This is a genomic window from Ensifer sp. Root278, assembly GCF_001429285.1.
GTDB lineage: Bacteria > Pseudomonadota > Alphaproteobacteria > Rhizobiales > Rhizobiaceae > Ensifer.
In genome coordinates, this window is the sequence record NZ_LMJJ01000012.1 from 412,687 (window position 1) to 439,522 (window position 26,836).

The 26,836-nt window shown below is 62.5% G+C and carries 22 protein-coding genes; 8 read left to right on the forward strand and 14 right to left on the reverse strand.

Annotated features, from left to right (window positions below; genetic code table 11):
- Nucleotides 1–199: 199 nt before the first annotated feature.
- Complete coding sequence (locus ASE60_RS35180; RefSeq protein WP_176907103.1) at nt 200–346, reverse strand: hypothetical protein; 147 nt, start codon at nt 344–346, stop codon at nt 200–202.
- Between the two features lie 235 nt (nt 347–581).
- A complete protein-coding gene (locus ASE60_RS13440; protein WP_057251011.1) occupies nt 582–1,766 on the reverse strand; it encodes an NAD(P)/FAD-dependent oxidoreductase in 1,185 nt (394 codons plus the stop codon).
- Nucleotides 1,767–1,890: 124 nt separating this feature from the next.
- Here ASE60_RS13440 and ASE60_RS13445 point away from each other — a divergent pair, with 124 nt between their 5' ends.
- The 5 genes from ASE60_RS13445 (at nt 1,891) to edd (ending at nt 8,924) form a co-directional block, all read left to right on the forward strand.
- Nucleotides 1,891–3,327, forward strand: coding sequence for a glutamine synthetase family protein (locus ASE60_RS13445; protein WP_057251012.1), 1,437 nt, complete (start codon nt 1,891–1,893; stop codon nt 3,325–3,327).
- 15 nt (nt 3,328–3,342) lie between these two features.
- Entirely contained in the window at nt 3,343–4,629 is a 1,287-nt protein-coding gene (locus ASE60_RS13450) for an FAD-binding oxidoreductase (protein WP_057251014.1), read from the forward strand.
- A gap of 96 nt (nt 4,630–4,725) precedes the next feature.
- Nucleotides 4,726–6,201, forward strand: coding sequence for a glucose-6-phosphate dehydrogenase (gene zwf / locus ASE60_RS13455; RefSeq protein WP_057251016.1), 1,476 nt, complete (start codon nt 4,726–4,728; stop codon nt 6,199–6,201).
- An 8-nt stretch (nt 6,202–6,209) separates the two neighbouring features.
- Nucleotides 6,210–6,908 (forward strand): 6-phosphogluconolactonase, encoded by a 699-nt coding sequence (gene pgl / locus ASE60_RS13460; RefSeq protein WP_057251018.1) that lies wholly within the window; start codon nt 6,210–6,212, stop codon nt 6,906–6,908.
- 195 nt (nt 6,909–7,103) lie between these two features.
- Complete coding sequence (edd, locus tag ASE60_RS13465; RefSeq protein ID WP_057251020.1) at nt 7,104–8,924, forward strand: phosphogluconate dehydratase; 1,821 nt, start codon at nt 7,104–7,106, stop codon at nt 8,922–8,924.
- A gap of 95 nt (nt 8,925–9,019) precedes the next feature.
- Here the strand turns inward: edd and ASE60_RS13470 are convergent, their stop codons facing one another.
- From ASE60_RS13470 to ASE60_RS13500, 7 genes are all read right to left on the reverse strand, one after another.
- Nucleotides 9,020–9,385, reverse strand: coding sequence for a GFA family protein (locus ASE60_RS13470; RefSeq protein ID WP_057251022.1), 366 nt, complete (start codon nt 9,383–9,385; stop codon nt 9,020–9,022).
- A gap of 88 nt (nt 9,386–9,473) precedes the next feature.
- Complete coding sequence (locus ASE60_RS13475) at nt 9,474–9,884, reverse strand: hypothetical protein (protein WP_057251024.1); 411 nt, start codon at nt 9,882–9,884, stop codon at nt 9,474–9,476.
- 230 nt (nt 9,885–10,114) lie between these two features.
- Nucleotides 10,115–11,203 carry a sn-glycerol-3-phosphate ABC transporter ATP-binding protein UgpC gene (gene ugpC, locus ASE60_RS13480; protein ID WP_057251026.1) on the reverse strand — a complete coding sequence of 363 codons (1,089 nt, stop codon included), beginning with the start codon at nt 11,201–11,203 and terminating at the stop codon, nt 10,115–10,117.
- A gap of 59 nt (nt 11,204–11,262) precedes the next feature.
- Nucleotides 11,263–12,921 (reverse strand): alpha-glucosidase family protein, encoded by a 1,659-nt coding sequence (locus tag ASE60_RS13485; protein WP_057251028.1) that lies wholly within the window; start codon nt 12,919–12,921, stop codon nt 11,263–11,265.
- A gap of 22 nt (nt 12,922–12,943) precedes the next feature.
- Nucleotides 12,944–14,089 carry a carbohydrate ABC transporter permease gene (locus ASE60_RS13490; protein WP_057251030.1) on the reverse strand — a complete coding sequence of 382 codons (1,146 nt, stop codon included), beginning with the start codon at nt 14,087–14,089 and terminating at the stop codon, nt 12,944–12,946.
- A 1-nt stretch (nt 14,090) separates the two neighbouring features.
- Nucleotides 14,091–15,101, reverse strand: coding sequence for a sugar ABC transporter permease (locus tag ASE60_RS13495; protein ID WP_057251111.1), 1,011 nt, complete (start codon nt 15,099–15,101; stop codon nt 14,091–14,093).
- 195 nt (nt 15,102–15,296) lie between these two features.
- Nucleotides 15,297–16,655: an ABC transporter substrate-binding protein gene (locus ASE60_RS13500; protein ID WP_057251032.1), complete on the reverse strand. Its 1,359-nt coding sequence runs from the start codon at nt 16,653–16,655 to the stop codon at nt 15,297–15,299.
- Between the two features lie 292 nt (nt 16,656–16,947).
- Here ASE60_RS13500 and ASE60_RS13505 point away from each other — a divergent pair, with 292 nt between their 5' ends.
- On the forward strand, nt 16,948–17,979 hold the full coding sequence (locus tag ASE60_RS13505) for a substrate-binding domain-containing protein (protein WP_057251034.1): 1,032 nt from the start codon (nt 16,948–16,950) through the stop codon (nt 17,977–17,979).
- A gap of 48 nt (nt 17,980–18,027) precedes the next feature.
- Here ASE60_RS13505 and folD read toward each other — a convergent pair whose 3' ends face one another.
- Both folD and ASE60_RS13515 read right to left on the reverse strand, forming a co-directional pair.
- Complete coding sequence (gene folD / locus ASE60_RS13510) at nt 18,028–18,927, reverse strand: bifunctional methylenetetrahydrofolate dehydrogenase/methenyltetrahydrofolate cyclohydrolase FolD (protein WP_057251036.1); 900 nt, start codon at nt 18,925–18,927, stop codon at nt 18,028–18,030.
- Nucleotides 18,928–19,179: 252 nt separating this feature from the next.
- Nucleotides 19,180–21,189: a GumC family protein gene (locus ASE60_RS13515; RefSeq protein WP_057251038.1), complete on the reverse strand. Its 2,010-nt coding sequence runs from the start codon at nt 21,187–21,189 to the stop codon at nt 19,180–19,182.
- Nucleotides 21,190–21,455: 266 nt separating this feature from the next.
- On the opposite strand from ASE60_RS13515, the gene ASE60_RS13520 reads away from it, so the two are divergent.
- A complete protein-coding gene (locus tag ASE60_RS13520) occupies nt 21,456–22,721 on the forward strand; it encodes a transporter (RefSeq protein WP_057251040.1) in 1,266 nt (421 codons plus the stop codon).
- A gap of 14 nt (nt 22,722–22,735) precedes the next feature.
- On the opposite strand, the gene ASE60_RS13525 is transcribed toward ASE60_RS13520, so the two are convergent.
- Genes ASE60_RS13525 through ASE60_RS13535 form a run of 3 tightly spaced genes read right to left on the reverse strand, consistent with a single transcriptional unit; the run spans nt 22,736 to nt 25,676 of the window.
- Nucleotides 22,736–23,629, reverse strand: a complete 894-nt coding sequence (locus ASE60_RS13525) for a DUF6492 family protein (protein ID WP_306341281.1) — start codon at nt 23,627–23,629, stop codon at nt 22,736–22,738.
- Nucleotides 23,626–24,441: a WecB/TagA/CpsF family glycosyltransferase gene (locus tag ASE60_RS13530; RefSeq protein ID WP_244495602.1), complete on the reverse strand. Its 816-nt coding sequence runs from the start codon at nt 24,439–24,441 to the stop codon at nt 23,626–23,628. Before ASE60_RS13530 ends, ASE60_RS13525 begins: the two co-directional genes overlap by 4 nt.
- The gene (locus ASE60_RS13535) at nt 24,438–25,676 is read right to left on the reverse strand and encodes a glycosyltransferase family 4 protein (protein ID WP_057251042.1); all 1,239 of its coding nucleotides are present in this window, start codon (nt 25,674–25,676) and stop codon (nt 24,438–24,440) included. Before ASE60_RS13535 ends, ASE60_RS13530 begins: the two co-directional genes overlap by 4 nt.
- A 155-nt stretch (nt 25,677–25,831) precedes the next feature.
- On the opposite strand from ASE60_RS13535, the gene ASE60_RS13540 reads away from it, so the two are divergent.
- Nucleotides 25,832–26,821, forward strand: coding sequence for a glycosyltransferase (locus ASE60_RS13540; protein WP_057251114.1), 990 nt, complete (start codon nt 25,832–25,834; stop codon nt 26,819–26,821).
- The last annotated feature ends 15 nt before the right edge of the window (nt 26,822–26,836 follow it).

A 26,836-nucleotide genomic window follows, 5' to 3' on the forward strand; every position in this document is an offset into this window, starting at 1 on the left:
AAGTCCGTCGGCAATCATTGCGGATCCGCGTCACCACTCCTAGGCAACGTGGACCTGACGAACTCACATCGTCGCACTATCCAATTTGAACGATTAAAATTTATATAAGCGCGTTTCACCTGCGGCAGAAAATCCGAAGGTGCGCGGGGCGCTTCAACGGCGCCCGAGGAACCGGCCGTCTAGGGCCGGTTGCCTGAGATCAGAACCAAAGGGCCGGAAGGGCTGCAAGCGCGGCTACGGCGAAGAAAGCGATGAGGGCGAGGCGCGTGATCGCGGCCTTCTGCTGACGGCTTTCATCGGTGCGGGCGACCGCGATGGCGCGGGGACGGCGGCGTGGTTGGTTCATGGCATCCTGTCCTTGTCACATTCACCGGCAACCATCGGCCCGGATGAACCGGCTTGCCAGTCACACATATATTGCAGCCATGCCGTGGCGGAGGAAAGTCAAAAAATAGGAAACAGTGTTATTTCCGTTTACGCGACAATCCGATCACACCAACCGCCGGCTGTGCCGACGAGAATAAAGGTTCGATCAGAGCCGTTAACAATCGCTGAAGCACGACCCACCAAAAGCGGGGAGATCAGGCGTCCTGCCCGGCAGCAAAGCCCGATGCCCAGGCCCATTGGAAATTGTAGCCGCCGAGCCAGCCGGTCACATCGACGCATTCGCCGATGAAGTAGAGCCCCGGTACCGCCTTCGCCTGCATCGTCTTGGAATCGAGCCCTTTGGTATCGACGCCGCCGAGCGTGACCTCGGCCGTGCGATAGCCTTCCGATCCGGCGGGCTTGATCGTCCAGGCCTGGATCGAAGACGAAAGCTGGTTGATCGTCTTGTCCGAGAGGTCGGCAAGCTGACGGCCGGTCAGCTTCGCGCCGTCGGCGAAAAACTGTGCGAGCCGGCGCGGCAGGATATCGCCAAGCGCCGTCTGCACCGCCTGCTTACCGTGGGTACGGCGGATCTCCTTGAGGATCGCGGAGATGTCGATATCGGGCATCAGCCGCAACTCGATCTCCTGTCCCTCGCGCCAATAGGAAGAGATCTGCAGGATCGCCGGGCCGCTCAGGCCACGATGGGTGATCAGCACCGCCTCGCGAAAAGCCGTCTTGCCGAACCGGGCTTCGGCGTCGGCTGCGACGCCCGCCAGTTCGCCGATCGTTTCGAGTTGCGCCGGATCGAGGGTCAGCGGCACGAGGCCCGGCCGCGTTTCGACGATGCCAAGGCCGAACTGCTCGGCGATCCGGTAGGCGAGCCCGGTCGCACCCATCTTCGGAATCGACTTGCCGCCGCTGGCTATGACGAGCGATTGGGCATCGATAGGCCCCTCATCCGTCATGACGCGGAAGCCCGCCCCGTGGCGTTCGACGCTTTCGATCGTTGTCTCCAGCCGCAACTCGGCGTGCACATCACGCATTTCCGCGAGCAGCATCCTGATGATGTCCTTGGCCGAGTGGTTGCAGAAGAGCTGGCCGAGGGTCTTTTCGTGCCAGGCGATGCCGTGCTTTTCGACCAAGGCCAGGAAATCGCGCGGCGTATAACGCGCCAGTGCCGACTTGCAGAAATGCGGGTTGGCCGAAAGGAAATTCTTCGGCCCCGCATGGATATTGGTGAAGTTGCAGCGACCACCGCCGGAGATGCGGATCTTCTCGCCGGGTGCCTTGGCATGGTCGAGCACAGCCGCGCGGCGGCCGCGCTTGCCCGCTTCGATGGCGCACATCATGCCCGCAGCACCGGCGCCGATGATGACCACATCCTTCTTCTCAGCCACGAAACACCCCAGCTCTTTTGTCTTTCCTTCCCGGTGGCAAAGAAGAAAGTCAATGACCAAGCCCATCTAGCCAATTGCCAATCTGTGGTTATGATGCGTCATCCGAAGCCAAAACCGGTGATTTATGCCCTCCAAGAGAAGTGCTGCCCAACAAACAACGAAAATCAGCAAAACTTCGAAAATACCCCCCGCCTTGCACTCCCTCCGCGGTGTGAAGACCTGGAAGGAAGCCACGGACTGGCTCAAGATCCGCGGTATCGAAGACGTCGAATGCATCACGCCCGACCTTGCCGGCGTGCCTCGCGGCAAGATGATGCCGACCTCGAAATTCACGTCCAACACCTCGCTGGCGCTCCCCTCGGCCGTCTACCGGCACACGATCTCGGGCGAATATCCTGACGAAACCGGGCAGTTCCGCTACGATTCGCGCGACAGCGATATCAAGCTCGTGCCTGATCTCTCCACCCTTTCGGTCGTGCCCTGGGAGACCGACCCGACGGCGCAGGTGATCTGCGACATCGTCGGTTCGCAGGGTGAGCAGATCAGCTACACGCCGCGCAACGTCCTGAAGCGCGTGGTCGACCTTTACAAGAAGAAGGGCTGGAAACCGGTCGTCGCACCGGAAATCGAATTCTACCTCGTCGCCACCAATGACGACCCTGACTATCCCCTGCATCCACCGAAAGGTCGCTCCGGTCGCTCGATCCTTGGCGGTCAGGGCTATTCGATTGCCGGCATCAACGAGTTCGACGAGCTGATCGACGACATCTACCACTTCTCCGAGAAGCAGGGTCTCGAGATCGACACGCTGATCCATGAAGAGGGACCGGCGCAGCTCGAGATCAACCTTCGCCACGGCGACCCGATCGAGCTGGCCGACCAGGTCTTCCTGTTCAAGCGCACGATCCGCGAGGCGGCGCTGAAACACGGCATCTATGCCACCTTTATGGCCAAGCCGATGCAGGGCCAGCCGGGTTCGGCGATGCACATCCACCAGTCGGTGGTCGAAATCAACACCGGCCGGAACCTGTTTTCGAACCCGGATGGATCGGCATCGAAGGAATTCTTCCACTTCATCGGCGGCATGCAGCACTACGTGCCGCGCACGCTGGTCATGATGGCGCCCTATGTGAACTCCTTCCGCCGGCTGACGCCCGACATGTCGGCGCCGGTTAATACCGCCTGGGGCTACGACAACCGCACGACCGCCTTCCGCATCCCGGTGTCGGAACCGGTCGCCCGGCGCATCGAGAACCGGCTGCCGAGCTCGGATGCCAACCCCTACCTGGCGCTCGCGGCCTCGCTTGCCTGCGGCTATCTCGGCATCGTCGAACAGCGGGAGCCGACGGCACCGACCGAGGACACGGCCAACGAGGGCGAGATCGACCTGCCGCGCGGCCTGCTCGAAGCTGTCGCTCTGCTCGAATCGGCACCATCGCTTGCGGAGGTGCTGAGCCCTGAGTTCATCGCCATCTATGCCGGCGTCAAACGTGGCGAGTTCGAAACCTTCATGCAGGTCATCAGTCCCTGGGAACGCGAATTCCTGCTTCTCAACGTCTGACCTCAGAGGTTCTCCATGCCCTGGCAAAGCCCGATCTCGCCCGGTTACTCCTGGTATGAGGCGACCGTTCCGGATCGACCGGAGTATCCCGCCATGCCCGGATCGCGGAAAGCCAACGTCGCGATCGTCGGCGGTGGCTATACCGGGCTGCAGGCCGCCTGGAACCTGGCGCGGCAGGGCGTCGACGTCACCGTGATCGACGCCTGCCGCTTCGGCGACGGTGCCTCTGGCCGCAATGGCGGCCAGTTCGGCACCGGGCAGCGCGCCTGGGCGGACGAGACCGAGACAAGCCTTGGTCATGAGCGGGCACAGGCGCTCTTCGACATGGCGGAGAATGCCAAGCGCTATGTGCTCGACTTCGCAAGCGCCCACGAAATCGACATCGAGTTCGTGCCCGGCCAGCTCTCGGTCGGCCACAAGAAGAGCTTCGAAAAAGACTATCGCGACCATGCGGAAGCGATGGCAACACGCTTCGGCTATCCGCATCTCTCCTTCATGGATCGGGAGGAAACCGCAAGCCGGCTCGGATCGAGCCACTACCACTTCGGCATCCGCGATGCCGGCACCGGCCATATCCACCCGATGAAGCTGCTGGTCGGCCTTGCGAAACAGGCCGCCCTTGCCGGTGCCAATCTCTTCGAGCAGACGAAGGCAACCAAGATCGAGCGCCAAAGCGGCACGATCGTCATCACCACCGACCGCGGCACGATCACCGCCGACCGCGCGCTCGTCGCCTGCAACGCCTATATCGGCAATCTCGAGCCGGTGAGCGCCAGCCACGTCATGCCGATCCGCTCCTTCATCGGCGCAACGACGGTGCTTTCCGACCACCCAAAGGTCATTCCCGGCGGCGAATCGGTCGATGATTCGCGCTTCGTCGTGCGCTATTTCCGCAAGTCGCGGGACGGGCGGCTGCTCTTCGGCGGCCGCGAGGCCTATACCGCTGACAATCCGCTCGATATCTCGACCCACATCCGCCGGCAGATCAGCGAGATCTATCCGGAACTTGCCAATATCGAGATCACCCATGCCTGGGGCGGCTCGGTCGGCATCACCATGCCGCGCACGCCCTTCTGTCGCGAAGTGATGCCCGGCGTCACCTCGATCGGCGGCTATTCCGGCCACGGCGTGATGCTCTCCAACTATTGCGGCAAGCTCTATGCCGACCTGGCGCTCGGAAAGGATACCGAGCTCGATCTGCTGAAAGCCCTGAAAATCCCGGCTTTTCCCGGTGGTACGCGGTTCCGCTCCGCCCTTCTCTTCCTCGCGTTAAGCTGGTACGCATTACGTGACAGGTTCTGAGAAGCCCTCGCGGCGGCATTTTATTGCGCCGCACCCTAGCGCATTTAAATCGATTAGATTATATGTGTCCGTGACCTGAACAGATCGAGATATCCCATGAGCAGCCAGATCATTCCCGTCGAACCATTTGACTATGTGGTGTTCGGGGGCACCGGCGATCTTGCGGAGCGCAAGCTGTTGCCGGCGCTCTATCACCGGCAACTGGAAGGCCAGATCACCGAGCCGACCCGCATCATCGGGGCGTCGCGCGCAGCACTGAGCCATGAGGACTATCGCAAATTCGCCGTCGATGCGCTGAAGGAACATCTGAAGGCGGACGAGTACAAGGAAGAGGAAGTCGCCAAGTTCGCCGCGCGCCTGTTCTATGTTTCCGTCGACGCCAAGTCGGACCAGGGCTGGGACGCACTGAAGAAGATCCTCGAAGAGGGCAAGGAGCGTATCCGCGCCTTCTATCTCGCTGTCGGCCCGGCGATCTTCGGCGACATTTCCGAACGCATCCGCGATCACAAGCTGATCACCAAGAATACCCGCATCGTCGTCGAAAAGCCGATCGGCCGCGACCTCGCATCGGCGACCGAGCTCAACGACACGATCGGCAAGGTCTTCCGCGAAGAGCAGATCTTCCGTATCGACCACTATCTCGGCAAGGAGACGGTGCAGAACCTGATGGCGCTGCGCTTCGCCAATGCGCTCTACGAGCCGCTGTGGAACTCCGCCCATATCGACCACGTGCAGATCACCGTGGCGGAAGCCGTCGGCCTCGAAAACCGCGCCGGCTATTACGACAAGGCCGGTGCACTTCGCGACATGGTGCAGAACCACATCCTCCAGCTCGTCTGCTTCGTCGCCATGGAAGCGCCGACCTCGATGGACGCGGAAGCGGTCCGCGACGAAAAGCTCAAGGTTCTGCGCGCGCTGAAGCCGATCACCTCGTCCAACGTCGAACAGGTGACGGTGCGCGGCCAGTACCGCGCCGGCGCCTCTGCCGGCGGTCCGGTCAAGGGCTATCTCGAAGAGCTCGAAGGCGGCGTTTCGAACACCGAGACCTTCGTGGCGATCAAGGCCGAGGTCAGCAACTGGCGCTGGGCCGGCGTGCCCTTCTACATCCGTACAGGCAAGCGCCTTGCCGGCCGCATGTCGGAAATCGTCATCACCTTCAAGCAGATTCCGCACTCGATCTTCGACAACAACGCCGGCCGTATCTCCGCCAACCAGCTGGTCATTCGCCTGCAGCCGAACGAAGGCGTGAAGCAGTCGCTGATGATCAAGGATCCTGGCCCGGGCGGCATGCGCCTGCGTAACGTTTCGCTCGATATGAGCTTTGCCGAGGCATTTGCCGTGCGCAATGCCGACGCCTATGAGCGGCTGCTCTTCGACGTCGTCCGCAACAACCAGACGCTGTTCGTACGCCGCGACGAGGTCGAGGCCGCATGGAAGTGGGTCGACCCGATCCTGAAGGCCTGGGAGGAAACCGGGCAGCAGGTTCAGGGCTATACCGCCGGCACCTGGGGTCCGAGCCAGTCGATCGCGCTGATCGAGCGCGACGGCCGCACTTGGAACGATGCGATATAGGTGCGACCATGACGACAGAGCTTCATACATTTGAAAACGGTGCGGCACTCGCAGAGGGCTTGGCTGACGCCGTAAGCAGCGCACTTTCTGCCGGCATTGCAGCACGCGGTTCGGCGAGCATCGCAGTCTCCGGCGGCTCGACCCCCAAGGCTTTCTTCAAGGCGCTGTCCAAAAAGGACATCGCCTGGGACAAGGTAACCGTGACGCTCGTTGACGAACGTTTCGTGCCGCCGGAAAGTGATCGCTCCAACCATGGCCTGGTTGCCAGCAACCTGCTTCAGGACAAGGCGGCCGCGGCCAAGTTCCTGCCGCTCTACCATGCGGCCCCGACCGCCGAGGCGGCCGCTGAAATCGCAAGCCGGGAAACGGCAGCAATCGGCGCGCCGTTCGACGTCGCCATTCTCGGCATGGGAACGGACGGGCACACCGCGTCGTTCTTCCCGGGCGGATCGCAACTCGCGCGTGCCATCGATCCGGCGACGCCGCGCGGCGTGATCACCATGGAGGCGGAAGGTGCCGGCGAAACCCGCCTGACGCTGACCTTCGCCAGCCTTCAGGATGCGCGGCTTCTGGTGCTGCACATCGAAGGCGAAGGCAAGAAGACCGTTCTCGCCAAGGCTGAAGAGGCCGGCGACGAGAAGGACATGCCGATCCGCGCGATGCTGCGCCGTGCCGCATCGCCGGTGCAGATTTATTGGGCGCCGTAGATCGACTGCTGTTGGGTTGAATTGGCCCAATATCAAAGTGGAGACACGTTCAGCCGGTGGCGCGCTCCCGCCTGAACGGGAAAGTGTTTCTGAGAACATGCCGGGACGCGACGTGCGCTCTCCCAAGCTCGCCGCGCTCCGGACCGATGACTGGATGAAGATGAGGAGCTTCAAGGCTCCGGAACAGGATTTGCCATGTCCGCCGATTCCCGCATTGCCGCGATCACCGCTCGCATCGTCGAGCGCTCGAAACCGCACCGCGAACCCTATCTCGACCGCGTCCGCCGGGCGGCGTCGAGCGGCCCGCACCGCAGCGTGCTCGGCTGCGGCAACCTAGCGCACGGGTTTGCCGTCTGTTCCCCCCCCGAGAAGGTGGCGCTTGCGGGCGACCGCGTGGCCAATCTCGGCATCATCACCTCCTATAATGACATGCTCTCGGCGCACCAGCCGTTCGAGACCTATCCGGCGCTCATCCGCGATGCGGCGCGCGAAGCGGGCGGCGTCGCACAGGTTGCCGGCGGTGTGCCGGCCATGTGCGATGGCGTCACCCAGGGGCAGCCGGGCATGGAGCTCTCGCTCTTCTCGCGCGACCTGATCGCCATGGCTGCCGGCGTCGGCCTGTCGCACAACATGTTCGATTCCACCGTCTATCTCGGCGTCTGCGACAAGATCGTACCGGGTCTCGTCATTGCGGCGCTGACCTTCGGCCATCTGCCCGCCATCTTCGTGCCCGCGGGTCCGATGACCTCGGGCCTCCCGAACGACGAGAAGGCGCGGGTGCGCCAGCTCTTCGCCGAAGGCAAGGTCGGCCGCGACGAGCTTCTCGAAGCAGAGTCCAAGTCCTACCACGGGCCGGGCACCTGCACCTTCTATGGCACGGCCAACTCCAACCAGATGCTGATGGAGATCATGGGCTTCCACCTGCCCGGCGCCTCCTTCATCAATCCCGGCACGCCGCTGCGCGACGCGCTGACGAAGGAGGCCGCCAAGCGGGCGCTGGCGATCACCGCCATGGGCAACGAGTTCACGCCCGCCGGCGAGATGATCGACGAGCGCTCGATCGTCAACGGCGTCGTCGGCCTGCATGCGACCGGCGGCTCGACCAACCACACGATGCACCTGGTTGCCATGGCGCGCGCCGCCGGCATCGTCTTGACCTGGCAGGACATTTCCGAGCTTTCGGATATCGTGCCGCTCTTGGCCCGCGTCTATCCGAACGGCCTTGCCGATGTGAACCACTTCCATGCCGCCGGCGGCATGGGCTTCCTGATCAGCCAGTTGCTGCGGGGCGGGCTGCTGCACGATGACGTCCGCACCGTCGTCGGCCAGGGTCTCGACGCCTACAAGATCGACGTTCGGCTTGGAGCCGACGGCGGCGTCGAGCGCGTGCCGACACCGAAGGAAAGTGCTGACCCGAAGGTGCTTGCGACCATCGACCAACCGTTCCAGCATACCGGCGGCCTGAAGATGCTGACCGGCAATCTCGGCAAGGCGGTCATCAAGATTTCCGCCGTGAAACCGGATCGCCACGTCATCGAGGCCCCGGCGAAGATCTTCCACGACCAGGCCGAGCTCAATGCCGCCTTCAAGGCCGGCAAGCTCGAGGGCGATTTCGTCGCCGTCGTGCGCTTCCAGGGCCCGAAGGCGAACGGCATGCCGGAGTTGCACAAGCTGACGACCGTGCTCGGCATCCTGCAGGATCGCGGCCAGCGCGTCGCCATCCTTACCGACGGGCGCATGTCCGGCGCCTCCGGCAAGGTACCGGCGGCGATCCACGTGACACCGGAAGCCAAGGACGGCGGCCCGATCGCCCGGATCCAGGAAGGCGATATCGTGCGTATCGACGCGGTCGCCGGGACGATCGAAGTGCTGGTCGAGGACATCGCGCTGAAGACGCGGGTACCTGCGCATGCCGACCTCTCGGACAACGATTTCGGCATGGGCCGTGAGCTTTTCGCGCCGTTCCGGGCGATTGCAGGCGCTGCCGACCATGGAGCGAGCGTTCTCTTCCACTAGGACGCAAATAGCGCCGCCTCCTGAGCCAGGGCGGCGCTCTTTTCTAGCGAACTTTTCTTCGAGGCAGCGGCGAGCTGGGCGCCCACACCATCCGCTTACGGCAGCGGGCCGGGAAACATGTCATTGCGCCCATCGTAGCGCTCGATCTCCAGCGTAAATACATCGACGCCTTCGATGCAGCGGGCATTGATGGAGATCTTGTTGTCCGGATAGCCGCTGCGCATGATCGGCGTCGAGCAGGTCGGGCAGAAGTGATGGCCCTCATTGAGGCCGCGCCAGATATAGCTCGACAGGCGGCGTTTCTCAGTGAGCAGCTTCACCTTGGCCGCGTCCACTTTCCAATGCAGGAAGCCGGAGCGCCGGCAGGTCGAACAGTTGCATTCGACGAGGCCGGTAAGCTCCTCGTTAACCTCGACTGCGATGTCGCCGCAATGGCAGGAAAGCCGATAGGGTCGCTGCATGGTTCCGGTCCCACCTGTTGAAGAAGACCGCAACCATTCATTGCGCCGACAGGACGGTCAAGCCCCACACCTCAAGCCGCGTTCGGCCTCAGCGATAGATATCGAGCGTTCGGTTGCGATGGTTCGGATGGGTGCTGTAAACGAAGATGCGATTGAGATCGCGGTCGGTCAGCAGGCGGAGGAATCGCGCTTCGATGACGTTGTTGGCATGCACGCGCTTCAGCAGGCAGCCGACCATCTGGATGCGGGCACTCGGGATATCGAGATAGAAGTTCTGCGGAAGCTGATACTGCGTCAGGATACTGATGACGGCGCCGCTTTTGGAGAGCTTGATGATCTCGCAGCGGCGGGAACTCAGCTGCGTCATGCCCTTCTCGGTATATTCGATGCGCGCCTCGTTCCGTGTGTCCTCCATCGGAAAGTTCGCTTCCCGATCGTACATGAAGGACTCTTCCTTGTTCAGGAAGTGCTGCTGCATTGCGGGCGCCGCGCCTCTCATCGATATGCCTTTCCTATCCCCTTTTGAAACAGATTAGCGGCAGAGATTTAACAGAGGGTTTGATCCGTAGGTTGCATTGAAAAAACCCGCCCGATTTTACGGGCGGGTCGAGATGACCATCTGTTCGTTAGACAAATCCGGACGGAGGGCCGCTACGCACCTCTCCTGGAACTGATCTTCCAAGCCGCAAGTCCGGACGGAAAACCGCTACGCACTTTTCCTGGAATTGCTTAGGCGCGATAGCTGCGACCGTCAGCATCGAACAGGTGCAGCTTGGCCTTGTCGGCGGTGAAGCGCACCTTGTCGCCGCGATGAACCGGCAGGATGCCGGGGATCTTGGCGATGATCGGCTCCTTGTCGACCAGACCTTCGATATAGAGCAGCGTCACTTCGCCGAGTGCCTCGACGATGGCGACCGTGCCCTCGAACAGGAAGTCCTCGCCAGCGGAGACCTGCAGGTCTTCCGGCCGCACGCCGAAGCTCGCCGTCTTGCCGTTCTGCGATGCGTCCGTGGCTATATCGAGCGTGACGCTCTTGCCGCCGGTCAGCTTCACCGTGGTCTGCGCGCCGGTGGCCGTAATCGCCGAGGGGATGATGTTCATCGCCGGCGAGCCGATGAAGCGCGCGACGAAGAGATTGGCCGGCCGCTCGTAAAGTTCCAGCGGCGCACCCACCTGCTCGATATGGCCTTGCGACAGCACGACGATACGATCGGCAAGCGTCATTGCCTCCACCTGGTCGTGGGTGACATAGATCATCGTGGTATCAGCCATCTGCTCGTTGAGCTTGGCGATCTCGATGCGGGTCGCAACGCGCAAGGCCGCGTCGAGGTTCGACAGCGGCTCGTCGAACAGGAAGACCTTGGGGTCGCGGCAGATCGCCCGGCCGATCGCAACGCGCTGGCGTTGACCGCCCGAAAGCGCTTTCGGCAGACGATCGAGATACTTGGTGAGCTGCAGGATATCGGCGGCCGCGCGCACGCGGCGATCGATCTCCTCCTTCGACTCCTTGGCGATCCGCATGCCGAAGGCCATGTTGTCGTACACGGTCATATGCGGATAGAGCGCGTAGGACTGGAATACCATGGCGATGCCGCGCTTCGACGGCGGCACGGTGTTGACGCGCTCGCCGTCGATGAACATGTCGCCGCCGGTGATCTCCTCGAGACCGGCGATCATGCGCAGCAGCGTCGACTTTCCGCAGCCGGACGGGCCGACGAAGACGATGAACTCGCCCTGCTTGATGTCGAGATTGATGCCATGAATGACATCGACCGCGCCGTAGGACTTGCGGATATCTTTAAGCAGCAGACCCGTCATGGCACCCTCCCCTTCGGTTCTTCCCGTCTTTCCTTGCTCTCATCATTGTTGGCCAGCCGTCACACCAACCGAGCGAAGTACGCGCCCCAGGCCGGCAGGTTGACCATTCTATCTTTCACTTCGGCTGCAAAGCCGTGCCCTTCAAGAGCGGCGACCGGTTCGTTCGGCAGCGTGGCCGCAGCCGGCGTACCGCTCATGTTGAACAGGCAGAAAAGCTTCTCGTTGCCATAGCTGCGCACGAAGGCGAGCACCTGTCCATCCGTGTTCAGGAACTCGATCTCGCCCTTGGCGAAAGCCGGATGCGCCTTGCGGAAATGCAGGAAGCGGCGGTAGTGCTCGAGGACGGATGCGTCATCACCCTGCTGCGCCGATACGGCACGCTCCAGGTGCTCTGCCGGCACGGGAAGCCAGGGCTTCGCGCTGCCGAAGCCGCCATTGACCGCGGCACCATCCCAGACCATCGGCGTGCGGCAACCGTCACGGCCCTTGAAGTCGGGCCAGAACTGGATGCCGTAGGGATCCTTCAGGTCCTCATAGGCGAGTTCGGCTTCGCTCAGCGCCAGCTCCTCGCCCTGATAGATGCAGACCGAGCCGCGCAGCGACATCAAGAGGCTCGCAAGCAGCTTCGCATGCGCGTCGCGATCGGCAACGCCAGCGCCCCAACGGCTGACATGGCGCACGACGTCGTGGTTGGAAAAGGCCCAGCAGGCCCAGCCCTCGGGCGCTGCCTTCTGGAAATTGCGGAGAACCTCGGCGACGGTCGCCGATGTCAGCGGATCGGGCGCCAGGAACTCGAAGGCATAGCACATCTGCATCTTGTCGCCGCCGGAGGTGTATTCGCCGGCGATCTCCAGGCCGCGCTGGCTGTCGCCGACCTCGCCGACGGCGGCGATCGCCGGAAACTCGTCCATGACCGCGCGGAACCGCTTCAGGAATGCCAGGTTCTCCGGCTGGTTCTTGTCGTAGAGATGTTCCTGATAGTTGTAGGGGTTCACCGCCGGCGCAGTCTGCGCGTTGCGGCGTTCCGGCGCCAGCGCCGGATTGTCGCGCAGCTGCTTGTCGTGGAAGTAGAAGTTGATGGTATCGAGGCGGAAGCCGTCGACGCCGCGCTCCAGCCAGAAGCGCTCGACACCGAGCAACGCATCCTGCACTTCCGGATTGTGCAGGTTGAGATCCGGCTGCGAGGTCAGGAAGTTGTGCAGGTAATATTGCAGGCGCGTCGGATCCCAGGCCCAGGCCGAGCCGCCGAAGATCGACAGCCAGTTGTTGGGCGGGGTGCCATCCGGCTTGGAGTCGGCCCAGACGTACCAGTCGGCCTTGGCGTTGGTCCGGCTTGCGCGGCTTTCGACGAACCAGGGATGCTGATCCGAGGTATGCGAGAGAACGAGGTCGATCATCACCCGGATGCCGAGGCGGTGCGCTTCCGCGATCACGGCGTCGAAATCGGCAAGGCTGCCGAAGATCTGGTCGACATCGGTGTAGTTGGAGACGTCGTAACCGAAATCCTTCATCGGCGAGGTGAAGAACGGCGAAATCCAGATCGCATCGGCACCGAGGGCGGCGATATGCGGCAGCCGGGCGACGATGCCCTTGAGGTCGCCGATGCCGTCGCCGTTGGAGTCCTGGTAGGAGCGCGGGTAGATCTGGTAGATCACCGCGCCGCGCCACCAGTCCCTATCCGGTTGCAAAGTGGAAGTGCTCATTTCGGTCATGCTCATTTTCTCTGGAGGTCCTTGATAGTCAGCCGCCCTTGACCGAGCCCGCCAGCAGACCGCGCACGAGATAGCGCTGCAAGCTGAAGAAGACGATCAGCGGAACGATGATGGTAATGAAGGCGGAAGCCGTCAGGATTTCCCAGTTGCCGCCGCGCGAGCCCAGCAGGTTGACGAGCCGGCCGGTCAGAACCAGTTCATCGGGGCCTGCGCCCAGGAACACGATCGCCACCAGCAGGTCGTTCCAGGTCCACAGGAACTGGAAGATCGCGAAGGAGGCGAGCGCCGGGAAGGACAGCGGCAGGATGATCTTGACGAAGATATCGAAATCGCTGGCACCGTCGACGCGGGCGGATTCCATGATTTCGCGCGGCAGGCCGGCCATGTAGTTGCGAAGCAGATAGATCGCCAGCGGCAGGCCGAACCCGGTATGGGCCAGCCAGATGCCGACATAGGTCTTGGCCGGCACGCCCAGGATCGTGCCAACGCCGTTGTAGAGCTTCAGCAGCGGGATCAGCGACATCTGCAGCGGCACGACGAGAAGACCGACGACCACGGCGATCAGGATCGCCCGGCCGGGGAACGGCATCCAGGCAAGCGCATAGGCGGCGAAGGCCGCGATCATGATCGGGATGATCGTCGCGGGTACGGCAACCGTCAGCGAATTGATGAAGGAGCGGCCGATGTTTTCGGCACCCAGCACCTCGGCATAATTGTCGAAGGTGAAACGCGGCGGCGACGACGCCGTCACGAAGACGCGCTGGCCGCGGCTTCCTTCCATCTTCTTGTCGGAAACGATCTCGAAGTTGCCGTCGGCCTGAACGGTCAGCTTTTCGCCGTCGTTGAGTTCGGCGGTTTCGCCGGCCTTGAACGCAGTCGGCTCGCGGCTGTTAAAGCCGAAGGCGGAGATTTGGCCCGGCTGACCTTCGAGCAGGTTGCCGGAGATCACGAACTTGCCTTCGCGCTCGACCTGGCTTTCTGGGCCTGGCGCCCGGACGACGGTGTTTTGCGACGAGGTCGAAAGTGCGGTCCACCAGCCGGAAACGGCGAGCTGATCCTTGTCGCGCAGAGACGAGATCAACAGGCCGGCGGTCGGCAACGTCCAGAGCGCGACGATCAAAAGGACCGAGAGGTGGACGACCCACATGAGGGGTGAGCGTGTCGCTGGATTCATCTCAGTGCCCCTTCATTTCCTTGGCCGCATTGCGGATGTTCCAGACCATGATCGGAATGACGAGGATCATGATGACGACGGCGATCGCCGCACCGCGGCCAAAGTCGCCGCCCCCGCGGAACATCCAGTCGAACATCAGGTTGGCGAGCACCTGGCTCTGCCATTGGCCGTTGGTCATCGCCAGCACGATGTCGAAGACCTTCAGCACGAGAATGGTGATGGTCGTCCAGACGACGGCGATCGTGCCCCAGATCTGCGGCACCATGATCTTGAAGAAGATCTGCCAGCCATTGGCGCCGTCGATGACAGCGGCTTCGATCGTTTCCTCAGGGATGCCGCGAAGGGCAGCGGACAGGATGACCATCGCAAAGCCCGTCTGGATCCAGACGAGGATCGCCATCAGGAAGAAATTGTTCCAGAACGGCAGCGTGATCCAGGCCTGCGGCGCGCCGCCGAAGGCGACGACGATGGCGTTCAGGAGGCCGATCTGCTCTGCGCCTTCGGGACGGAAATCGTAGATGAACTTCCAGATGACCGCGGCACCGACGAACGAGATCGCCATCGGCATGAAGATCAGCGTCTTGGCGATGTTGCCCCACCAGATGCGGTCGGTGAGTGCTGCGATGACCAGGCCGAAGAAGGTCGCGAGCGCCGGAACGACCAGCAGCCAGAGGAAATTATTGTAGATCGACTGGCGGAACTCACCGTCGTTGACCATCCAGGCATAGTTGCTGACGCCGACGAAGTTCTGTCCGGCGCGATCATGGACGCTGTACCAGAGCGACATGAAGACGGGATAGATAAGATACACTGTCAGCGCAAGGAGCGCCGGTCCCAGAAACAACCACGGACGGATGGCGTTGGTGATGCGCAGGTTTCTTGAGGCGACGGCACCGGATTTTCCCTTCGACGGGAACATCAGGTCGAGAATGAAACTGGTTCCCCAGAAATAGGCGGCGCAGCCGATGACCCCGCCCAACATGAACCCTGCAGCCTTCACAAGCTGAAACAACATGACATGTCCCTCCCCCTCGGTGCACGGTCGCGTGCAGGGCTGGCGATTGTCGCCGTTCTCATTGGGGTGCGCTGCTTCTCATAGACGAAGGCGGGAAGCGAACGGAAAACCGCATACACTTTTCCTCTGCCCGCCTCTGCAGCGAACCCGGATCGGCAACGGGCGGCATCGCCGCCGCCCGTCATCCGGTTCTTACTTGATGGCGTCCCACGCCTTTTGCACGCCATCGGCGACATCTGCCGACGACTTGCCGCCGACGAAATCGACCATGCCGGTCCAGAACGCGCCCGCGCCGATCTTGCCGGGCATCAGGTCGGAACCGTCGAAGCGGAAGGTGGTGGCGTTGAGCAGGATCTCGCCCTGCTTCTTCAGCGGCGGATTGCCGTAGGTATCGACGTTGACGCTCTTGTACGGCGTGAGGAAGCTCGTCTGCGCCATCCAGACTTCATGGGCGATCGGCGTCTTCAGGAATTCGATGAAGGCGCGCGCGGCCGGCGTGTCCTTGGTGATCATCGCCAGCGTACCGGCGCCGAGCACCGGATTGCCGAGCTCCTTCTTGCTCTCGTAGGGCGGCATGTAGAAGAAGTCGGCGTCCTCGCCGATCTTGGTGCCCTCAGGGAAGAAGGACGGAATGAACGACGCCTGGTGGTGCAGGTAGCACTTCGGCGGCGAGGCAAAGAGGCCCTTCGGGCTGTCACGGAAGTCGGTGGAGGCAACGGCTGCAGCGCCGCCATCGACGAACTTGTCGTTCTTGGCAAACCAGCCGAACTCATCGATCGCACCGACGACAGCCGGATCGGTGAAGGGAATCTCGTTCTTGACCCACTTGTCGTAGACATCGGCCGGCTGGGTGCGCAGCATCATGTCTTCCACCCAGTCGGTCGCCGGCCAACCGGTCGCGCCGCCCGAGCCGAGGCCGATGCACCATGGCTTGCCGCCGTCAGCGGCGATCTTCTCGGTCAGCGCCTTCAGCTCTTCCATGGTCTTCGGCACTTCGTAGCCGGCATCCTCGAAGTTTTCGGGCGAGTACCAGACGAGCGACTTCACGTCGATCTTGTAGGGAAATGCATAGAGCGCGGCATTGCCGTCCTTGCCCTTGTAGGTCGAAAGATCGACCCAGGACTGGCCGGCGGCGTAGTTGTCGAGCAGCCACTTCTGGGTGTCGTCGCCGAGCGGCGTCAGGTAACCCTTGGAGGCGAGATCGCCGATCAGACCCGGCTGCGGGAGGACCGAGATTTCGGCCGGGCTGCCGGCCTGGGTGTCGATGACGATCTGCTGCTCATAGTTTTCCGAGGACGAATATTTGATCTCGGCGCCCGTCGCTTCGGTGAAGTAGGCATAGACGCTCTTGAACAGCGCCTCGTCCTCACCGCGCCAGGGGCCGAAGATCGTCAGCGTCTGGCCCTTGAGGTCATGACCCTTCTTGAACTCCTCGAAGCTCGCCCAGTTGAACTTCGAATCCTCGCCCGGCTTGAACTTGAGGTCAGCGGCGCCGGCAGCACCTGCCAACAGGGCAAACGCCGCCACGCCCAACAGCAATGATCTCTTCACGTTCTTCTCCTCCCAAAGATGAACCCGGATCCCACCGGGCAGACGATGATGCGCGAAAATTCAAAGCGCTTTGAGTTCGCTAACAAACCATTGCGACACGCGAGGAGTCAAGAGATTTCCCATCCCTGTCCTCAATGCGACGAATTTGTGCTTTGCGGTAACGTTTTGCACCGCGCAATGGTTGAATTCCGCTTTGTTGCTCGAAAAACGGATGCTACACCAACCCGAGGCGCTGGGACCAAACACCAAAAATCATACGGATATCCAAAGCGCTTTGGGAGGAATCCTGACCATGGCGGTCAATCTCAAGCAACTTGCGGAACTGCTCGGCCTGTCCCAGACGACGGTCAGCCGCGCATTGAACGGCTATCCGGAAGTGAATGCCGAGACCCGTCAGCGCGTGCTGCAGGCCGTGCGCGAGACCGGCTACAGGCCGAACCGCGCCGCCCAGCGACTGGCCACCGGCAGAGCCTTCTCCATCGGCATGGTCATGCCGATCGCGCCCGGTATCGATTCCGACGTGCACTTCGGCGAGTTCCTGGCGGGGCTTGCGGAAGAAGCGGTCAAGCACGACTTCCATTTCGTGCTCAATCCGAGTGCGCCGGAGGACGAGGAAGTGACGTTCCGGCGGCTGGCAGCCAGCGGCAATGTCGATGCGCTGTTCCTTGCCTATATGCGCGCCAACGACCCGCGCATCGCCATGCTGAAGTCGCTGTCGATCCCGTTTCTCGTCCACGGGCGCTCGATCGGCGAAAGCCGCGACTACCCCTTCCTCGACATCGACAACACCAGTGCCTTCTACGATGCGGCGCGACTTCTCATTCAACTCGGGCATCAACGGATCGCGCTGATCAATGGCCCGGAGTATCTGACTTTTTCCATCCGCCGCCAGAAGGGAATGCTCAGGGCGCTTACCGAACACGGCCTCACGCTCGACGAGGCGCTGGTCGAACATTCGCTGATGACCGACGAGCACGGCTACCGCAGCATGCAGCGCTTCCTACAGCATGCGCAGCCGCCGACCGCGGTGCTCTGCTCCAGTACGGTGCTGGCGCTCGGCGCGGTCCGGGCGATCAATCAGGCGGGCTTGAAAATCGGCGAGGACATCTCGCTGATCGCCCATGACGACGTGCTGCCGATGCTGAAGCCCGAGAATTTCAGCGTTCCGCTGACGACGACGCGCTCGTCGCTCAGGGCGGCCGGAGCCCGGATTGCCACACGGCTGATCGGCGGCATCCTGAAACGGGGCGACTATCCGGAACAGGAACTCTGGCGCGCGGAACTGATCGTGCGCGCCTCGACCGGGCCCGCTCCGCAAAAATGAAAACGCGCCGCAATCGCGACGCGTCTCGTCATTCGATGTGAGCAGGAATTAGAAGCGCGGCGGCCTGCGGCCCGCTTTGCGGTGAGCGGCAATCACGGTGTTGGCCATCAACATGGCGATGGTCATCGGGCCGACGCCGCCCGGCACTGGGGTAATCACGCTTGCGACCTCGGCGGCCTCGGCAAAGGCGACGTCGCCAACCAGCTTGGATTTCCCCTCGCCCTTTTCCGGCGCCGGCACGCGGTTGATGCCAACGTCGATCACCGTCGCGCCGGGCTTGACCCAGTCAGCCTTCACCATCTCTGGGCGGCCAACGGCGGCAACGAGGATATCCGCATTGCGGCAGACGGCGGCCAGGTCCTTGGTGCGCGAATGCGCCGTCGTCACGGTCGCATTGGCGGCGAGCAACAGCGCCGACATCGGCTTGCCGAAGAGGTTCGAACGGCCGATGACGACAGCGTTCAGCCCCGAGAGGTCATCGCCGTGTGTCTGGCGCACGAACACCATGGCGCCGGCCGGCGTGCAGGAGACGAGACCGCCTTCGAGATCGCCCGTCGCGAGCTTGCCGGCATTGACGATATGCAGGCCGTCGACGTCCTTTTCCGGAAGGATCGACTGGATGATCGGCTCGGAGTTCAGGTGCTTCGGCAACGGCAGCTGCACGAGGATGCCGTGAATGGAGGGATCCGCATTGAGCTCCGCAACCAGCGCGGCGAGTTCTTCCTGCGTGGTTGCCTCCGACAGGGTGTGCTGGATCGACAGGAAGCCGCACTCCTTGGCCATCTTGCTCTTCGAGGAAACATAGGCGTGGCTTGCCGGATCGTCGCCGACGATCACGACGGCAAGGCCTGCGCGAACACCGGCATCCGTCTCGAGCGCCTTGGTCGCGGCCTTCACAGTCTCGATGACCGAAGCGGCGACTTTCTTGCCATCAATCACAGTCGTCACGGCATGTTCCTCCTGGCTTCCTGTTCACGCGGCACACTCTAGTTCGCCCGGGAAAAGGCGATGGCCTCAAAGCGCCCTATGCTGTTCCAAACGCATAAATGCAAGAGGCGGCGGCGAGGTTGGCGGATGTTTCGTTCCACCGCGCGGCATTTCCTTTCACGGGTGAGAGGAGAGACGGCTTCGCTCAAAATCATGAGAGAGCGATCGCAACGTCGCACAGTCGGGGAATAGAGCCCACCCGTCGGCGATGGCTTAACCGCGTGCCAGCTTTTGAAGGGAGTAGTGTTCGACGCGGGTTCTCAGCGCTCGAAGATCTTCCTGGACCTTGGCGATTTCGGTATCGTTCTCCGCTTCCGCGTATGGTGGCGTGCGCCGGACCATAGCCCCTTCAGCTTCGCCACGACGCGCAGCGGCGTAGGCGGCTGTCAGCGATTGAGCATGATGCGCCGCTGGGCTGAACGGCGGCGGTAGATCGGACTTGGCAGGAGTGGGATCGGCCTGCGGCTGCTTGCGCGGCGAAGGTTCGGGATCGCCCTCCGGCTCTGGCGGCTCCGGATCCTGATCGCGCCGCGGCTCTGCACCAGGGCCGGCAAACAAACCGCGCATGCTGCGGTAGATGCCGAGCAAAACGCCGAGGCCGAAGCCGGCGAAGAAGCCGGCCATGGTGGCGGCAATCACGATGATCTTGCGCGAAGGACCCTTCGCCTGCAGCGCAGGCTCGGCCTTCGAGATCACCCGGATGTTCTTCGCCGTCAGCTTTTCCTCTTCGCGCGTTTCGCCGGCGCGCTTCAGGAAGGATTCGTAAATTGCGCGGGTGGCCGCGGCTTTCCGCTGCAGCTCACGCAGTTCGACGAATTCGGCGGAAGAATCGATCTGCCGCGCCTTCTGCACCGCAAGCTGCTGCAGCAGGTCCTGCTCGGTGCGCTGGGCGCGATCAAGCTCGGTTCCGGCCGCGGCGGCAATGCGGCGCAGTTCGTTGCCGATTTCGGAGCGCGAGGCCTCCAGCGCCTGCTGGGTGGCGATCCGTTGCGGGTGGCGTGGTCCGAGGCTCGCGTCAAGCGCACTCAATTGCGCCCTGGTCGCGGCAAATTGCTTGCGCAGTTCGGACAGCGCCAGCGAGCTGATTTCCTCCGGATAGGCCCCGGTCAAAACGTCGTTCAGCTGCACCTTGCCGGAGGCTTCCGCTTTCGCTTTTGCTTCGGCGATGCGGTTGCGGGCGGCGGCCACCTGGTCGCTGAGGCTCAGGAGCTGCTTGTCAGCGATCAGCTCGCCGCCGGCGCCGACGATGTCGTAGCTCGCCTTATAGTCCTCGACCGCCTTCTCGGCCGCATCGAGCTCGGCCTTCAATTCCTTGATGCGGACGTCGAGCGCCACCGTTGTTTTCTGGAAGAAGCCGGATTGCGCTGCGGTTTCTTCACCGAGAAAAGTTTCGACCAGCCGGTTGGTGATGAGCGCCGATTTCTCCGGGTTGCGCGTCTGCGCCTCGACCGTGACGATGAAGGTCTTCGGGTCGCGCCAAACCTGGATGGCCTCGCTCAGCTTCTTCAGCATACGGGCGGACGCGTCGCCGCCGGCCTTTCCTGCGAATTCCGGATCCTTCTCGAGGTCGAGGCCGGTTGCAACCTTCTCCATGACGGTGCGCGAGCGCAGCACTTCAAGCTGGCTGTCGACGAGCGCGAGAATGCCTTCGGTCGCCAGCGATTGTTTTGACAGATCGGAATCCGTCAGCCGCACCTCGCGCGGATCGATGTAGAGCTTGCTTTCGGAGACGTAGACGCTGGGTGTGGAAAGTGCGAGCAGTATGCCGCCCACAGCACCGAGCGCAGTCGTCGCAATAATGATCTTGCGCAGTTGCCAGACGGAGCGCAGGACGGTCTTGATGTCGACGAGAGGACGGTCACCGGGTGCGTCAGTGGCGGGCGCGGCTGTCGCCTGGGCATCGTCCCGGCTATCGGTCAACCATTGTACCAGCCTGTCGCCCATGCCGCTCAGGGCGCGACGATGCTTGGCCGTTCCACTCGTTCCCTTCGAGGCATTCTTGCCTATTGTCGGTTGCGCCGCCGAACGGGTCGCCTCGCGAGCGCCGGACTGGCCCGTCGGGCCTTCGGCTGCGGACAGGCGATTGAGCAGAGGAGAATTGGCCGCGGAAGCGCCGGCCACACGGGGCTTTTGCGCGCGCGCGGAACCGCGCGTGTCCTCGGCTACGAAATCGAGCAACGATGCACGCGGAACCGGGCGTTTCTCGTCGTCGATGTTGAACATGACTGATCCCGCGGCTGCCGAGACGGCGAATTCCGAATAGTGAAGCCAACCTAAGGAAACATGGAAAACAAATGGTTAATTTCTGTGGATCGACGCACGCAAACGGGTCAATCTCACGCCTTATTAAGCTTTCCCGCCTATGACGGAAGGCAGCAAAGCAGTTCCAGCAAATGCGACACGCGCCTTGCGCTCGGAACTCAGCATAAACAAAGAGATAGAGCGCTTCCAACGGCCGTGCCGGGAGACGCGCTGTTGGAACGTCGGCCGTGCCTCATCGCGTCAAAGCGCTTTATCTCCGCCACCAGGCGCTGATCCACGCCTATCTCTCCATGACCGGAGGCTCGGCCGGGCGGCTCGTGCTGTCGCTCGTCTACTTCATCGCCGTCGCGAACACGCTTGTCATCGCCGATTTTGGTCTCTTTGCCACAGCGTCAGCAGCCGGCATCATGATCTCGCGCGTGCTTGCCTTCGGCTTCATGTCGCCGCTCTATCGGGTCGCCACCGTAAAGCCCCTGCTGGTCGGGACCTACAGCGCCGGCTTCCTGGTGGGTGCGGTGCTCTCGCTGCCGCTGATCGCGATCATCTGCGCCATCATCTTCCTCGCCCTTTTTTCCCGGGACATGACGGCGAGCGCCTTTTCTGCGTTCATGCTGGCGGAAATCATCTGCTGGCGCGGACTGGAAACCGCGGTCATCGTGCTGAATGGCCTTGGCCGTTTCGGACGCGGGGCGCTGCTCGTGGTGATCGGTACGGCGATCCGCACCGGCGCTGCCTTGCTCTTTACTCTCCTATCCTGGAAGACGCTTGAGGCCTGGTCCTATTTCTACCTGGCTGCGAATGCGCTTGGCCTCGTCGTGGCGCTTTTGTGGTTCTACCCTCGCGTCCGGCTGCGCTGGAAGCCCAGGCTCTATTTCCGGCGCTGGTCCGATTCCGTCTCCGTCGCCGGTGCCGAGGTGCTGTTCTACATTCAGTCGGAATTCGACAAGATCGCCGTGCTTGCCATCGGCGGTCCGGCGGTTTCCGGCCTTTATGCCATCCTGATGCGGCTTGCGGACCTGACGGCGCTTCCGGTGCGGTCGTTCAACACCCTGCTCGTCCAGCGCATCATGCGTACGCCCGAGGCGATCGCGCGCTGGCGGATCAGGTTGTCGATCGAACTCCTGGTGGCGCTGGCTTCGCTTGCAGCCATGGCGGCCATGGCTCTCTATCTCTGGATCTTCCCGAACGGCCTCGGCCGCAACGTATCGGCCGCTGCTCCGATCATCGCGATGATCCTTCTCGTTCCCTCGTTCCGCAACCTGATCGAGTATCACTCCGAACTGCTCTATGCGACGGGCCGGACGGTGCGGCGCATGCTCAACCTGCTGATCGCCGGCGTGGTCAAGGTGGCTCTGCTGGTGCTGTTGCTGCGGACAACGACAGATGTTACCGCCTGGGCGCCGTCGCTCAACGCGATCTTCTTCGCGCTCTACGCCCTCTCCTTCGTCCTGACTTACACGGCGCTCCGGAAGCCGGCTGAACGCGTCATCTGACGCCGGTCGAACCCTCAGGCGGCGAGTTCGACCACCGCCCTGCGGATGTCATCGAGGTCGTGCCCGACGAAGGATTGAACGCCGATGCCGATCTGGTGCGGCTCCATATCCTTCAGGAAGTCCCTGAGGCCGGAGAGGTCCTGCCGGTAGCTGTCCTCGAACCAGAGCACGTGACAGAGCGCGGCATCGGAGGGCACATGCCCCTCCCCGCCGAGTACCTCGTCGACGAAGCGGCCATAGATCGTGCATTCGGAGAAGGCGCGGGTCCGCGTGATCGCCCGAACCCAATTGCGGCCGTGCTGCGCCTCGATGTGGTCGAGCAGCTTCCGGCACGTGTCCGTGCGCCAGGCGATCAGCGTGTTGATGTAGTCATTGGCCGGCAGGTTACAGGGGCCGATGCCGAGAAGGCGATCGGAATGGGCGAGCCATTCGAGATGGTTGGAGCGCATATGCGCGTCGATCGCGCCATCCTTGCGGTAGAGCGTCAGCCGGTCCGCCTGCCAGAGGCTGGCGGGATCGAAGGCACGCAGGAACACGACGTCGGAGTCGACCGCAAACATCGCCGCCTCGTCGATATGCCGCGCGAGCGCCAGGCGACGAAGCTGCTGCGCATGCCAGCCACGCAACGGCAAACCGAAGGGACTGAGCCATACCTTCCTGCGACCGGCGGATAGTGGATCCGTAACCGGATGCAGCCACCAGGGCAAAAGATCGCCCTCGCTGACGACCACCCGCCGCGCGCCTTCGAGTTGCCGAAAGAGCGTCACGTCAAAATCGGCGACCAGCAGATAGTGCTTCCAATCGCCCTGAAGCTTGCGGTCCATGCTTTCGCACATGAGCCGGCAACGCTCGAAATCGTTCGCATAGGACGCTGTGACAACCGCAGTGCGCATGGTCGGACCGTTCACGATGTCCCCGTTCGAAGGTTGGTGTCGGCGATCGTTTCGCGCGAGCGTCCAGACAGTTTGTGCCAGAGGACATGGCACAGGAAAAGCGGGTTTCCGAGAACGTAGCGGCGCCACATGCGCCGCGGTTCCATCGCCAGACGGAAGAACCACTCCAGCCGCAGCCGGCGCAGGAATTTTGGCGCCCGCGGAAACTCCTCCGCGACGAAGTCGAAGAGCGCGCCGACGGAAATGACCAGCCGGGCGTCCTGGGGGCCGACATGGGCATCGACCCATTTCTCCTGGCCCGGACTGCCCATCGCGACCAAAAGGATATCGGCCTTCAACGCACGGACTTCAGCGAGAATCTCCCGGGACCGTTCCCGGTCGAAGAAACCATCGGAAACCGGCAGAAACTCGTGCCACGGTGCGTGCGCCTGGAAATTCTCGGCGGCGCGCGCGAGCACCTTCGGCCTGGCGCCGATCATGGCGATGCGCAGCGGTCTTTCGATATAGGTCAGCAGCGACGGCACGAAGTCCGTGCCATTCAGATTGGCAGGAAACATGCGGCCGTAAAAAAGATAGGAAGCGATATCGACGCCGTGCCCATCCGGAAAGACAACCTGGCGCGCCAGCGCCGCACGGTATTCTCCGTCGCGCATCATCAGGTTGGCATTGTTGGCATTGAGGAAGGCAAGGACCGTTTGTCCGCCTGGCCGCGAAAGCGCTTCTGCAGCAAAGGCGAAAGCCTTCGTCCAGCCGAGATCGACGACCGGCATTCCGAGGATCAGACGCCGCGATAGAGAAACGTTCTTTGTGGCAACGATTTTCGTCACGATCGTCCCCCTTCATGAATCGTCAAGTCCGGCGGCAGCGACGGCCCGTCCGCAGCGCTCGCAGGCGCAAGGCCCGCCAGCACATTGCGCATCACCCGCATCAGCCGCACTTTCTGGGCACGGTGGAAGACCGAGCCGTCAAGACGCTGACGATCGCCGGCCCGCACCTTGGCAACCTTGTTGACCAAGAGGCGCGCGAATTCCGCGGGATCATCGGCCGCGGAGCAATTGTCGGGGATAGCCTCGATGCCACGCAACGACGCCTGCGTCGCGACGCAGGGCATGCCGAGTTCGAAGGTCTCGAGGCTCTTCAGCTGCACGCCGGTGCCGCCACGGCTGATGAGCGGGACGACCGCGCTTTCGGTGACGAAGGCGCGCGCGTCCGGCACCCTGCCTACGAAGCGGACACCGGGATGGGAGACCGTCGGCACGCCATCCATCTGACCGGCGATCGCGATCGTCATATCCTCTGGCAGATGCGGAACGACCTCGGCGAGGAACCAGTCGAGGCCCAGCCTGTTCGGTCGCCAGCTCCATGTGCCGATCAGCCCGAGATCGTGCTGGAGGTCTTGATCAGGTTCGCCGGTCCGAGCCGCCGGCGCGTCCCAACCCGTTACCAGCGGCAGAACGAAGGCACGCTCACTGACAGCGCGGCCGAAACCGAAACGATCTGCCTCGGCAAAAGTCCAGACAGCAACCGCATTGTGCGCCAGGTGCTGCTCGTAGTGTTCGAGATATTGCGCTTCGCGCCGGAAAAGAGAGCGCTCGATGGTGCCCTTTGCCCGCTCGGCACTCTCGAAGGCGGAATCCGCCTCGACATTGTGGGCGACATAGACCGACGGATAGGGTCGGAAGACCTGCGCGAAGGCGGCCGGCAATTGCACCGAATTGAGCACCAACCCATCGAATGGGGCGAGGCTGTCGAGGATCGACTGGATCCGGTTTGCCGATATCGTAAGCATCTTGCCGGATGAAACCGATGTGCGGTTGAGGAAGGCGGTCGCGAGCCAGCGCAGCTTCTGAAGCGTGCCGACCTTGGCATTGGTTACCTCGAGTTCGCCGAGGAGATTCATCTCGCAATCGAGCGCGGGTGTTTGTCCGGGCTGGAGAAAACCGATGACGCTGACCCGGTGACCGAGCGCACGAAGGCCGTCGAGCACGGCCCGGTTGGCGATGTCGAAGCCGGACGCCGGATTGGCGACGGGAACGAGCGAGGAAACCAGGACAAGATGCATTTTGCCACACGTCATGAATGGAGCTGGGCACTTCTTTAACAGCATGGGGTGAAAGAGCGCTTAAAGCCCCCTTTCAAAATCTGCCGTCCGGGTTCAGCATCTGTTTAGGAAGATTTGTTGTATTGCACATCAATTTTGCTTGCACAGGTTTCGCCATGACGTCGACCGGCCAGGACATTTCCGTCTACTTCCGGACAGAGCTGGAGGACGCCGGCGACATCGAACTCGTCGTCGTGCTGCCGACGTTTCGCCGGCCCGAACACGTCGTCAAGTCGCTGAAAACCATTGTTTCCCAGAGGCCTGATGTCTCCTTCGCCACGGTCGTCGTGGAGAACGACGATGAAGGATTGGCCGGCGCTCAGGCCGCCAAGGACTTTTTCCTGGGCCATCCCTCCGAATCGATCGTCATCGTCGCGCATCAGCGTGGCAACTGCCATGCGTACAATGCCGGCTGGTCGATGGCGCTCGAAACCTATCCGAACCTCAAGGCGATCGCGATCATCGATGACGACGAGGTCGCGGCACCCGAGTGGCTCGATTGCCTCATCACGGTACAGGAAACGACGGGCGCCGACATGGTCGGCGGGCCGCAGCTCCCGGTCTTCGAGGGCGACGGCGGGCAGAAGTGGAAGCGCCACCCGGTTTTCACGCCCCACTATGACACGACCGGACCGGTGCCGATCCTCTATTCCTCCGGCAACGTTCTCGTTACCCGGCCGGTGCTCGACAGGATGCCGCGGCCGTTCCTGGACCCGGCATTCAACTTTATCGGCGGCGGCGATGCGGATTTCTACAGCCGCAGCAAAGAACAGGGCTTCTGCTTCGCCTGGGCGGCGGATGCCTGGGTCGCCGAAACCGTGCCGGCGCGCCGCACGAGCGCATCCTGGATCCGGGCGCGTAGCCTGCGCAATGGCGCGATCTCGACGATGCTCGAACATCGACGCGACCCAAGTTTCGGTGGGCGGATGCGAACCTTCGGCAAATCGCTGGCGCTGCTCGGCGCTTCGATCCCACGCGGCATCGAGCTCTGGAGCAAGAGCGGGCTGGCAAGCGCCGGGCTCTACCATTTCTATGTGGCGATCGGCCGGTTGATGGCCGAGTTTGGCCTCGTCAACGAACAGTACCGCACGCCCGAAAAGAACTGACGGCAATAATGTTCG